Consider the following 12,688-nt stretch of genomic DNA (forward strand, 5'->3'; position numbering starts at 1 on the left):
AGCATTGTAGAGAAGCAAAATATAGTCGAATAATAATAGTGAACGGATATTAATACTTTTTACGACCAGAATCAGACGAAAGAGGAAAAGGCCGGAAAACAGGCCTGGAAGAAGCAGGGCAACTAAAAATACAGATGGACATTTGACGACAGATAGCATTGGCATCCCAAAGACAACCAGAATCAGTGAACAGCGCACGCCCGGAAAAGGGCTTTGATGAGTAACAGGGCTACCAACAACCAGGATCAGTGAACGGAGCACGCCCGAGGCATGGGCATTAAATCAGTACAGATGAACAATTGACAACAGGCAGATTTGGCGTCCCCTATACAATCATCAACAGTGAACAAGGAGATCCCGAAGATTGGGTTTTGATGCAGTAACAGACAGTCGTGTTGATCGTATCAGCGGTCGGCATCGTTGGGCGTTAACGCATTCCGGTGAACACGTATAGGCCTGCCAATTGCTTCTTTGTATTAGTTATCAATCAATTATCGACAGTGAACAAGTCCGCATCATCACACATGACGCAATCGGGGGATCTAATCCGGCCCGAATGATGCCGCTATGCATGAATTATCAATCAAAATACAGACAGTGAACAAATTGGAGCATCAGCTGAAACAACCAGGATCAGTTTGAAAGGGAACGGCCCGGACGGGCTTCGATGTATTAATCAACCAAACATAGACAAATCGCTATTAAACTTTCTAATCTAAAACAACTGCAACATGAAAGATGCAAAACGGCGGATCTCAATGATCCTGTTATTTTGTTTTTGGGTGGGCATTGCGATGGCTCAGCAAAAACGAACAATCTCGGGGAAGGTTACCGATGTAAATGGAGAAGCCGTGCCTGGGGTCACGATTCTCGTGAAAGGTACCTCCACTGGTGGTGCTACCGATGCAAATGGGAGATACAGCATTACCACCGATAAACCCAATGCCGTATTGGTTTTTAGCTCTATCGGCTTCAAAACCCAGGAGATTACGCTCGGCCAGAGCAACGATGTGAATGTCGTGATCGAAACGAGCGCCGTGGGCCTGGACGATGTGGTAGTAACCGCACTCGGCATTAAAAGGGAACGGAAAGCCGTTGGGTATGCCATTTCCACGATCAAAGGGGAAGACCTGACGAAAGCCGGGGCCACTTTGAACCCCTTCCTCGCCCTGTATGGCAAGGCGGCCGGTGTTGGGATCAACATTTCGTCGTCGGGCCCAACCGGCGGTGTGAACGTTCGTATCCGCGGCGCTGCCGGTCTGGAATCGAATACGAACACCAGGCCGTTGTTCGTAGTGGACGGTGTGCCGCTGTATGATGAAAAAACTTCGATGGAAAGCAGGGGATATGATCCGCTCAACTCTTTCGACTACGGATCCGGCGTGAACGACATCAACTCAGACGATATCGAATCGATCGAAATCCTCAAAGGCGCAAAAGCTACCGTGCTGTATGGTAGCCAGGCGCTCAATGGCGTGGTGCTCATCACCACTAAAAACGGGAAACAGACAAGAGGGCTCGGTATTCAGGTATCCCACCAGATTACCGTCGACAAACCGTTTACCTTCATTGATTTTCAAAATGAATTCGGTTCGGGCGCTTCGGTTCGCGATACCCAATACACGGTGCTCAACGGTGTAAATACAAGGGTGCTCCCGAAGAGCCGCCTCAGCTTCGGGCCCAGGTTCGATAACAGCAAAGTAATGCTCTACGATAGCACCATGGGCACTTACAAAGCTTATCCCAATAACTTTATCGATTTCTTTAATACCGCATTGTCGAACCGCACCAACGTTGCGATTTCGGGAGGCGGTGCGATGGGGAGCGTGAGGGCTTCCTATACCCGCAATACCTATGAAGACGTAATTCCAGGTTTTACGCAGAAGAACAACACCTTCAGCTTTAACGGTAATTTCAAGGTTTCGCCGTTCGCAACTTTTGAATTCGTGAATAACCTGTACAGCGTACAAACGAAAAACCGCCGCCCCAATATCCAACAGTTTGTGGCTACGGGCCTGAACAGGGACTATGACTACAACTGGATGAAATCGTTCTACCACGACGCCGAAGGCTTTAGAAGGGACCTGGAGCCCTGGGGACTTTCCGGTTCCAGCCCCGGATACTGGCCTAACGCAGTTGCAGGGATCATGTGGGAACAAAACGATAATAAAGACCAGGACAAAAAGCTCCACCTCGTAAGCTCTATCCGGTCTACACTCCAGTTTACAAAACAAATATCCATGATCGCGCAGGCGTCATTGGATTATACCAATACGGATTTCATTACCGAAAACAAAATCATCCGCCTGGCTCCGGTAAGGGTAGGTGGCAAGTACAGCTGGACCAAACGCAACATGAGCGTACAGAACTACCAGGCCCTGTTGAAATATGAAAAAGACTTCAGCAAGGATTTCAGCTTCTTCGCTTTCGGTGGCGGTGCTTATCAAAAAGTGTCCGAGAACAATTTGTACTCATCCACCGGCGATATGGGCTTGATTTTCCCCGACTGGTATTCTCTCGGGAACGCAGATACAAGGTTCTGGCCTACTTCGGGCGACAGGGGAAAGGTTACCGGCTTGAGCAGGGGTTCCGACGCGCTGTATAGCGCATTAGGCTCTGCCACGCTTTCCTGGAGAGAAACGTTCTACCTGGAATTGCAGGCAAGGAACGACTGGAACTCCACGCTGCAGGCACCCAATTACTCTTACTTCTACCCGGGCGTTTCGCTCACCTATAATTTCTCGAACGACTTTAAAGTTCCCTACCTCCAATACGGTAAGCTCCGTTTCGCATGGGCAGACGTAGGTGGTGGGCCTACCACGGCTGTTGGCAACAGGTACTTTGCCAACGACGCATACAGCGTTGGCCAGCTTCCCTACGGTTATGGGCCTACTTCCGTAACGCCTCCTTCGGCCCTCTTCCTGGAGCCTTTGAAACCCTTCCGGAAGCGTGAATTTGAAATGGGCTTTAATACAAGATGGTTTGACAGAAGCCGTGTTGAGATCGACTTCTCTTTCTACACCAATAATGTGTACGACCAGATCGTACAACAGCCGATCACACCGGCAACTGGCTACACTTCGGCAAAAATCAACACCGGTAACGTGAAGAACTGGGGCCTCGAGCTCTTGATCAAAGGAGCGCCGCTCGCTACCTCCAAATACCGTTGGGATTTGACGTTCACGGCTGCTAACCAGTTCTCTAAAGTGAAGAAACTGTATCCCGGCATTACCCAGAAATATATTGACGGCAACTCCGGGTTCCAGGTTTGGGCAAAAGAAGGTGAGCGCATCGGGGAAATCCGTGCGTACGACTACAAACGCACACCCGATGGCAACAAGATCGTTGGCGAAAATGGATTGTATGCATTGAGCGACCAGGTGACCAACACCGGCAAAAACGTAAACCCCAAAGTATTTGGCGGTTTGTACAGCGACTTCTCGTTTAAAGGCTTCAATTTCCACATCGGCATCGATTATAAATTCGGTGGCACCATCTTCTCCTACACCAATAACTACCTCATGGGTACGGGCGTGATCAAAGCCTCGGTTGCCGGCAGGGATGAAGCATCCGGTGGCTTGGCTTATTACATAGATAATACGTCTGGCGCCAATGTGAAATGGGAACACAACAAACCGGCTCCCGGTAATGCTCGGGACGGTATTGTTTACCACGACGGTATCGTGCTGGATGGCATGAAGGAAGTGACTACGGGCGGTTCTACCACCTATGAAAAGAACGACCGCATCATCAGCGCTCCGTCTTACTACCAGACCTATATCAATGACCTGGGCACTTCCTGGCCTCCGGACCGCCTGTTCAAAAACGATTACATCAAACTGCGCGAGCTTTCCCTCGAATACGCACTGCCCAAAAGAGTTTCGAACATGCTGAAATTGCAGAAACTTTCGTTGACCGCTGCAGCAAGGAACCTGGGTTATTTGTATAAGACCTTGCCCAACGTGGATCCGGAAGGAGCATTGGGAGCACAGGGATATATCGAGAATTCATTCTATCCCTCTATCAGGTCCTTCAGTTTCGGTGTAAATGTTAGTTTCTAAAAAGCTTCAAAAGGAAAATCATGAAAAAAATAATCATAGGGATACTTGCATTTTCAATGGCGATTGCGTCTTGCAAGAAGTCGCTTGAAAAAGAATTCCCCAACCCGGAAAACTATGACAAAACCGGTAACCTGTTTGCCGGGATGTTTACCAAAACCCTCTATTCCTGGAAGCTGTATGTTCAGGATTATGGCGAATGGTGGTGGGAACTGGCAGGCACCGGTTCGATGGGCGTTGCCGGCTACTCACAGGTATGCCAGCGCTATATTACCGACCGGTACGCCTGGTTCTCGACTTTCGATGACCTTACCGGCACTACCGCCTTCGGCTCCGAAAACCAGCTTTGGCAGAACAGGCTGGGCGCCTTCTACGGCAGCGTGAACGCCTGGGCCGTTATCAAAGACAATATCGCAGCGGTATCTGGCGCCGAGCTGGACGATAACAAGATCTACTACTCGCTTACAACCGTGATGAAGGATTATGCGGCGTTGCTGGCGGTCGACTTTTATAATGGTATTCCTTATTCGGAAGCATTCAAGGGCAAAGACAGGCTGTTTTTCCCTAAATACGACGACCCGAAGGAAATCTATAAAAGCGTGTTGGAAGAGCTGAAAACAATATCCAACGCACTGCCCGGCGAGTACAACAAAATGTCTACTTCTGCCAAAGCGGTATTCAATACCCAGGACATTGCGTTCCGTGGCGATGTAAACGCATGGGTGCAATACATCAATGCCATCAGGCTGAAATTTGCAGTAAGGATCTCAGGTGTTGAAGAAGCGTTTGCCAAAGGGCATATCCAGGATGTGATTTCCAAAAATAACTTCCCCGCGGCTGACCAGGTATGGGCCATGCCCTATGCGCTGATGGCGAATGGCGGTGGTGAATGGATCCGTGGTATCGGCGAAGGCTGGCCCGCCACTTTCATCCCCGACATTATCATGCGGAGAATGAACCGGAACAATCCCCGTTACGAACCGGGTATCGACGACCCGCGGCTGCCCGTGCTGGCAATGCCTACCAAGTTCAGCGATTTTACGTCCAATCCGGCCGTGCTGGACTATCGCGGCGTAAACATGAACGCTGATGGCCAGAAAGCAGGCTATGTTGCCGGCGAAAGGTATTATACCGGCGGCCCGTATGGCGACCTGGCTGAACATCTTAGACTGAACTCCCGTTCCATGTACAGCCTTGCAACGTTTGCCCGTAATGAAAAATATCCGGTGTATATGATGTCGAGGGCGGAAACGGACCTATTGTTGGCGGAAGTGGCCCTCAAAAATCTCGGCGCAACCGGGAAAACGGCCGCAGCGCATATCAAAGACGCGATCAGCCATTCCACGGATTTCTGGTATATGCTGAACCAGAACAGTCCCTTCGCTGTAGGAAATGCGTTTATGCATCCTACTAAACCTTCCGCAGGTGATATCGGTACCTTTGCCGATTCCATCGTTACCAGGTTCAACAGCAGAGCGAACGTAGAGGATAAGATGGAATTGATCATGCAGCAGAAGTATATCCACCTGAACCTCATGTGCCCTTACGAATTATGGGCAGAACTGAGAAGGACCCGCCATCCCAAACTGGAGCCCATGACCTTCAATGCCAAAGTGATGAAGCCGCTCCCGGAACGTTTGAGATATCCTACTTCCGAGCAGCAGACCAATCCTGACAATTATGCTACCGTTAAGAGCCAGGATAACTTCACAACACCGATTTTCTGGGTGCCGGCCGCACTGAGAGGCGTAAACCCATATTGGTCTAATTACAATTACGAATAAGAAAAGTGAATTGTAGACAATGCATACAGGGGCCGGCTTTTTAAGCTGGCCCCTGCCTTTTTAAGATCCGGCCGGAATAATTACAGCTGCCGTTCAAAAAGTAAGGGGCGACTAATAAATTAGTCGCCCCTTTATACGTTTGATCGAAAAGGATTATTGCAGCATGTCCTTGATCTCGCTCAGTTTCATCAAAGCCTGCACGGGCGTGAGGCGGTTGATGTCTACCTCATTGAGCTTTTCACGGATGGCCTTGAACGTATCGCTGTGGGTGTCGAAAATGCTGAGCTGCATCTTCTGCACCGGCGCGGCGATCTGCTCCATGGGCGCCTCGATGTGCTGGCTTTCCAGCTGGGAGAGGATTTCATTTGCCCGCTTGATGAGCTGCGGCGGCATCCCGGCGATACGGGCCACGTGTATACCAAAGCTTTGGCTGCTGCCGCCCGGTGCCAGTTTCCGGAGGAAGATGATCTTGTTGCCGACTTCTTTATTGGTGATGTGGAAGTTTTTCACGCGGGAATGCGTGTTCTCCAGCTCGTTCAGCTCGTGGTAGTGCGTGGCGAAAAGGGTTTTGGGACGGTGCTCCGTCATATCGTGCAGGTATTCCACGATGCTCCAGGCGATGGAAATCCCGTCGTAGGTGCTCGTTCCCCGTCCGATCTCGTCGAGGATGATGAGGCTGCGTGGCGAAATGTTGTTGATGATGCTCGCCGTTTCGTTCATCTCCACCATGAAGGTCGATTCCCCGCCGCTGAGGTTGTCGCTCGCGCCGACGCGGGTGAATATTTTGTCGGTCAGCCCGATCTCCGCCGCGCTGGCCGGCACGAAACTGCCCATGTGCGCCATGAGCGTGATAAGCGCCGTTTGCCGCAACAATGCCGATTTACCCGACATGTTGGGCCCCGTGAGGATGATCACCTGCTGCTGCTCGTGATCGAGCAAAAGGTCGTTGCTGACGTAGCTTTCCCCCGGCGGCAATCCCTGTTCGATCACGGGGTGGCGGCCTTCGGTGATGTTCAGCTGGTAACCGTCGTTCACCACTGGCCGGCGGTACTTGAACTGCACGGCGTTATGCGCGAAGCAGTGCAGGCAGTCGAGCCGCGCGAGCGCCTGTGCGTTGCGCTGCACGGGCACGATGAATTCCTGCAAAGCGAGGATCAGCGCATCGTACAGCTGTATTTCCAGCGCCATGATCTTGTCTTCGGCGCCTACGATCTTCTCTTCATATTCCTTCAGCTCCGGCGTGATATAACGCTCGGCGTTGGCGAGGGTTTGTTTGCGGATCCAGTTGTCGGGCACCTTGTTCTTGTGGGTATTGGTCACTTCGAGGTAATACCCGAACACGTTGTTGAACGCCACTTTGAGGGACGGGATCCCCGTTGCCTCGGACTCCTGCTGCTGGATGCGGAGCAGGTATTCCTTGCCGCTGGAGGCGATGGCGCGGAGGTCGTCGAGCGTAGCGTCTACCCCTTCGCGGATCACGCCGCCTTTGTTCGCCAGCACGGGCGGGTTGTCGGAAATCTGCTGCAAAATCCTGTCCAGGATAGGCCTGCAGGGATCGAGCTGTTCCTGTAACTGCCGCAGCATGGGGTCTTGCACGTCGCCGAGGAGGGAGGAAACGTCTTCCACTTCTTTCAGCGCCCTGGCCAGCTGCATCACTTCGCGCGGATTGATCTTGCGGAGCGGGATTTTGGACACCAGCCTTTCGAGGTCGCCCACATTGCGGAGGTGTTGTTGCAATTTATGGGTAAGGTCGGTTTCGCGGATGAGGGTTTCCACGGCATCGAGCCTTTCGTTGATCTTTTGAATATCGCGAAGGGGGAACACGATCCAGCGTTTGAGCAGGCGCGCGCCCATGGGCGTAAGCGTATGGTCGAGCGTGCCGATGAGCGATTTCCCCTGCTCCACGGTGCTTTGCAGCAGCTCGAGGTTGCGGATGGTAAAGCGGTCCATCCACAGGAAATCATCCTGGTCGATGCGCTGCAAACTGGTGATATGCTGCAGGTTGGGATGCTCGGTGTCTTTGAGGTAATGCATGGTGGCACCTGCGGCGATGATCGCTTCGCCCAGTTGCTCCACACCGAACCCTTTCAGGTTATGCGTCTCGAAATGCTTGAGCAGAATTTCGCGGGCGTAAGTGCCCGTGAAAATCCACTCGTCGAGGTTATAGGTATAAAACCTCGACCCGAACGTTTGCCGGAAATGCTTCTGCTGCTGCCGCGCGAAGATGACTTCGGCGGGACGGAACGATTGGAGCAATTTGTCGATATATTCGAGGCTGCCCTGTGCGATGTAGAACTCCCCGGTGGAAATATCGAGGAAAGCCACGCCGGTAACGTCTCCACCGAAATGAACGGCGGCCAGGAAGTTGTTCTGGCTGTTTTCGAGGATTTTATCGTTGACGGCCACGCCGGGCGTCACCATTTCGGTAACCCCGCGCTTGACGATGCCTTTCACGGTTTTCGGATCTTCCAGCTGGTCGCACACTGCCACGCGATGCCCGGCTTTTACGAGTTTGTGGAGGTAGGAGTCCAGCGAATGGTGCGGGAAACCGGCCAGGTCCACGAACGAAGCGGAGCCGTTGGCCCTTTTGGTGAGCACGATGCCGAGTACTTTCGACGCGATAACGGCGTCCTGGTTGAACGTTTCATAAAAATCTCCCACCCTGAAAAGCAGCACGGCATCCGGATACCGGGCTTTGATGGCGTTGTGCTGCTGCATCAGGGGCGTTTCTTCCGTTTTGCTTTTAGCCATGCGGCAAATATAGGGCGCCGGAGGCGAAGGGCGATGGACGGTGGAAAAAATGAGGGCAATATGCCCCCTTGAAGTATCTTTGCGTCATGCGGAAGTTACAAATGGACGAGCTTGGCCGGAAATCGGTCGCGGAATTCAAGGCGGCAGACAAGACGCCGCTCGTAGTGGTATTGGATAACGTACGAAGCATGCACAACGTAGGTTCCGTGTTCCGGACGGCCGACGCGTTCCTCCTCCGGGGCATCGCCCTGTGCGGGTACACGCCCGTTCCCCCGCACCGCGATATCCAGAAAACCGCCCTGGGCGCCACCGATACGGTAGAATGGCAGTATTTTGCTACTACCGTGGAAGCCGTGGAAGCCCTCAAGGCCGAGGGTTTCTCCGTCATCGCCATCGAACAGGCCGCCAGCAGCGTGATGCTCGACGGTTTTCGACCCGCAGACAAGCCACTGGCCCTGGTTTTCGGAAACGAAGTGAGCGGGGTAGACCCGGCCGTGATGCAACTGGCCGACGGCTGTATCGAAATCCCGCAGCTCGGGATGAAACATTCCCTCAACATCTCCGTCAGCACGGGGATCGTTATCTGGGACCTTTTTTGTAAACTGACCAAAGCTCAATAGACCATGGCATCTCACACGATCCGGAATTACCTGTCGCTCGTTAAATTCAGCCACACCATTTTCGCCATGCCTTTCGCGCTGACCGGCTTTTTCCTGGCGGTCACCTGGGCAGGGGAGCCCTTCAGCCTAAAGCTCTTCGGGCTGGTGGTCCTTTGTATGGTTTTTGCGAGAAGCGCCGCCATGGCGTTCAACCGCTGGCTCGACGCGGAAATCGACCGCCGCAACCCGCGGACGGCCAAACGCGAGATCCCCGCGGGCATCATCAGCCCCGGCAATGCGCTGTATTTCGTTATCGGCAACGTAGTCCTGTTCATGGCTACCACCTGGTTCATCAACCTGCTCTGCTTTTTCCTCTCCCCGGTGGCCATGATCGTGGTGCTGGGATACAGTTATACCAAGCGCTTCACGCCGCTTTGCCACCTGGTACTGGGTGTGGGGCTGTCGCTGGCGCCTATCGGGGCTTTTCTCGCGGTAACGGGATATTTCAGCCTGCTGCCGGTGCTCCTGAGCGTGATGGTGCTTTGCTGGGTGAGCGGTTTCGACATTATATATAGCCTGCAGGATGAAGATTTCGACCGATCGCAGCAGTTGCACAGCATTCCCGCATGGCTGGGCAAGCCCGGTGCGCTGCGGTTTTCGGAAGTTTTGCACGTCATCACGGCGGCGCTGGCCATCGCCATCGGGCTCATGGGCGGGTTCCACTGGGTGTACTGGATCGGGGCGGCCGTTTTCATCGGCATGCTGATCACGCAGCATAAACTGGTGAAACCCGACGATCTGAGCCGCGTGAACATCGCTTTCATGACTGCCAACGGGATCGCGAGCGTCGTGTACGCCGTGTTCGCCATCGCCGATATGTTCATTTTCAAAAACTGACGAATGCCGAGAATAATGGCCATCGATTATGGCAAGAAACGCACGGGACTGGCGGTGACCGACCCTTTGAAGATGATCGCCACCGGGTTGGGGATGGTGCCTTCGCATGAGCTGATACCTTTTTTAAAGAAGTATTTCGCTGCGGAAGCGGTGGAGCTGATCATCATCGGGATGCCCCGCAACCTGGACGGGTCCGCGACCGACGCGACGGCCCTGGTGCAGGAGTGCATCCGCATCCTGAAAAAGCACTTCCCGGAAATGCCCCTCAAACAGATGGATGAGCGTTTCACTTCCAAAATGGCCTTCCAGAGTATGCTGGACAGCGGGTTGAAGAAGAAAGACCGCCAGCAGAAAGGGCTGGTAGACGAGATCAGCGCCACGATCCTGCTGCAGGAATACCTCCAGTTCAACGGATGACCGGAATTTTCGTAAATTTGCATTTTCCAACAGATTAGCATTAACAATGATATTACCAATCGTAGCCTATGGAGCCGCCGTGCTCCGGGAAGTTTGTCCGGACATCACGCCCGATTACCCGAATCTGCCGCAATTGATCGATAATATGTGGGAAACCATGTACGCCTCCAACGGGGTGGGCCTGGCCGCGCCGCAGATCAACAAGCCGATCCGCCTGTTCGTGATCGACAGCAAGCAGATCATCGATAACCTGGAGGAAGACGAGCAGAACGATTTCCCGGGCGACAAGGGTGTGAAGCAGGTGTTCATCAACGCGCACATCGTTGATACCGATGGCGACGATTGGGCGTATAACGAAGGATGCCTCAGCATCCCGAAAGTGCGGGAAGATGTGTACCGTCCTGAAAAAGTGACGCTCCGGTATGTTGACGAAAACTTTCAGCCGCACGAGCAAACCTTCCATGGCGTAACGGCCCGTGTGATTTTCCATGAATACGACCACATCGAAGGCAAGCTGTTCATCGATTACCTGAAACCGCTGAAAAAGCGCCTCATCAAAAGCCGCCTCGACGATATTTCCAAAGGAAAGATCCGGGTAGATTACAAGATGATCTTCCCCAAATAATCCCTACCAAAAAAGGCATTAAAAAATATATTTATGCCTGATGAATTGATATTGTAATTATTTTTATTATTTTAGGGCCACTATTTCCGAATCCAACACTTGGGAACCTCTAATACATATACCGAAATCGAACTGGTGCAAGGCCTCCGCGCGAGAGACCAGCAGATATTCGGGTACCTGTACGATCACTACTCGCCTGCGCTGTATGGTGTGGTGCTGAAAGTGCTCAATGATGAAAATGCAGCCAGTGATGTATTGCAGGAAGTATTCTTGAAAATCTGGCGGGGGATAGAAAAATATGACACAGAGAAGGGGCGTCTGTTTACCTGGATGCTCAATATAGCCCGCAATACCGCCATAGACACACTCCGTTCCAAAGCCCACAAGCTGGATCAAAAAATCCATGAACTCACGAATGACGTATATCTACAAACAAGTCAGCTTGCAGTTCATCCATCCGTGGATCATCTTGGCCTCACCAAGGTGCTGGAAAAGCTGAGCAAAGAACAGCGGACGATTATTGATCTTGCCTACTACAAGGGCTGCACCCAGGAAGAAATCGCCAGGTTGCTGGATATTCCATTGGGAACGGTGAAGACACGGATGCGCAACGCCATTATCCAGTTGCGTAACATTTTAAAACAGTTGTAATTAGTAAATAGCAAAGTGGACGTTCAACGTTACATATCATCCGGTATCATTGAAAGCTACGTCGCCGGGCTGGCCACCGACCCTGAGGTTCGGGACCTGCACAGCGCCATGGCCCAGTCGCCGGAGCTGAAAGCCGCCGTAGACGCGGTCCAGCTCGATATGGAACGGTATGTCGAAATGCAAAGCGTTCCGCCGCCGGCCACTGCAAAAGATAAATTGTTCCTCCTCATCAATAATGACCAGTCTGCCGAAATGGTAGACGTCATGGCCGCAGGCCCCGTGCCCGCATACGCCTACGAGGCCGAGGTCCCCCGTGAGCGCAAGCCCCTGCAACTCGTGCATCCCGCATGGAGGGTAGTGGCCGCCGCCGCCATCGCCGGGCTCATCGGTTGCGGATATTACATCTTCCAGCAATCCGGTCAGCAGAACGAATGGAAAGCGAAGTACGAAGCGATCGTCCTGGAAAAGGAAAATATGCTTGCCGAAAACAAAACCTTCCAAACCCGGATGGAGGAAAGCCAGACCATGCTCACCACCATCCGCAACATGAAAGCGGTGAACATGTACACGGTTACGCCCACCAGGCCCGGCCTGCTCGCCACCGTGTACTGGAACCAGAAAACACAGGAAGTTCTCCTCACCGTTCATAACCTCCCCGAGCCCGCCGCCGATCAGCAGTACCAACTGTGGAGCATCGTCAACGGTAAGCCCGTAGACGCCGGCGTGTTCGAAATGGGCAGCGCCGCCACCGGCTTCCAGAAAATGAAAGCCGTTCCCGGCGCCCAGATGTTCGCCGTTACCCTCGAAAAGAAAGGCGGATCTCCCACGCCCACCCTCACCGCCATGTACCTCGCAGGCAAAGTGGCCGGCTGATCACCCCGCAGGCCCGATTCTTGCAGGTGCCTT

At 52.8% G+C, this 12,688-nt stretch carries 9 protein-coding genes; 8 read left to right on the top strand and 1 reads right to left on the bottom strand.

Features of this window, described 5'->3' with window-relative positions:
• Positions 1-794 precede the first annotated feature (794 nt).
• Together ACQKLP_RS19640 and ACQKLP_RS19645 are read left to right on the top strand one after the other, a co-directional pair.
• Positions 795-4,061, top strand: a complete 3,267-nt coding sequence (locus ACQKLP_RS19640; protein WP_427325061.1) for a SusC/RagA family TonB-linked outer membrane protein — start codon at positions 795-797, stop codon at positions 4,059-4,061.
• 20 nt (positions 4,062-4,081) lie between these two features.
• Positions 4,082-5,842 (top strand): SusD/RagB family nutrient-binding outer membrane lipoprotein, encoded by a 1,761-nt coding sequence (locus ACQKLP_RS19645; RefSeq protein ID WP_427324606.1) that lies wholly within the window; start codon positions 4,082-4,084, stop codon positions 5,840-5,842.
• 153 nt (positions 5,843-5,995) lie between these two features.
• Here the strand turns inward: ACQKLP_RS19645 and mutS are convergent, their stop codons facing one another.
• Positions 5,996-8,593: a DNA mismatch repair protein MutS gene (gene mutS, locus ACQKLP_RS19650; RefSeq protein ID WP_427324607.1), complete on the bottom strand. Its 2,598-nt coding sequence runs from the start codon at positions 8,591-8,593 to the stop codon at positions 5,996-5,998.
• Between the two features lie 86 nt (positions 8,594-8,679).
• On the opposite strand from mutS, the gene ACQKLP_RS19655 reads away from it, so the two are divergent.
• The 6 genes from ACQKLP_RS19655 to ACQKLP_RS19680 all read left to right on the top strand — a co-directional run bounded on the left by ACQKLP_RS19655 (position 8,680) and on the right by ACQKLP_RS19680 (position 12,655).
• Entirely contained in the window at positions 8,680-9,213 is a 534-nt protein-coding gene (locus ACQKLP_RS19655; RefSeq protein ID WP_427324608.1) for an RNA methyltransferase, read from the top strand.
• 3 nt (positions 9,214-9,216) lie between these two features.
• A complete protein-coding gene (locus ACQKLP_RS19660; RefSeq protein WP_427324609.1) occupies positions 9,217-10,089 on the top strand; it encodes a UbiA-like polyprenyltransferase in 873 nt (290 codons plus the stop codon).
• A 3-nt stretch (positions 10,090-10,092) separates the two neighbouring features.
• Entirely contained in the window at positions 10,093-10,506 is a 414-nt protein-coding gene (ruvX, locus tag ACQKLP_RS19665; RefSeq protein ID WP_427324610.1) for a Holliday junction resolvase RuvX, read from the top strand.
• Between the two features lie 46 nt (positions 10,507-10,552).
• Entirely contained in the window at positions 10,553-11,131 is a 579-nt protein-coding gene (def, locus tag ACQKLP_RS19670) for a peptide deformylase (protein ID WP_341840948.1), read from the top strand.
• Positions 11,132-11,230: 99 nt separating this feature from the next.
• Positions 11,231-11,782, top strand: a complete 552-nt coding sequence (locus tag ACQKLP_RS19675) for an RNA polymerase sigma factor (RefSeq protein WP_126246964.1) — start codon at positions 11,231-11,233, stop codon at positions 11,780-11,782.
• A gap of 15 nt (positions 11,783-11,797) precedes the next feature.
• The gene (locus ACQKLP_RS19680) at positions 11,798-12,655 is read left to right on the top strand and encodes an anti-sigma factor (protein WP_427324611.1); all 858 of its coding nucleotides are present in this window, start codon (positions 11,798-11,800) and stop codon (positions 12,653-12,655) included.
• Positions 12,656-12,688: the final 33 nt, after the last annotated feature.

The sequence above is a fragment of the Chitinophaga sp. NPDC101104 genome (genome assembly GCF_050277495.1).
Classification (GTDB): Bacteria; Bacteroidota; Bacteroidia; order Chitinophagales; family Chitinophagaceae; genus Chitinophaga.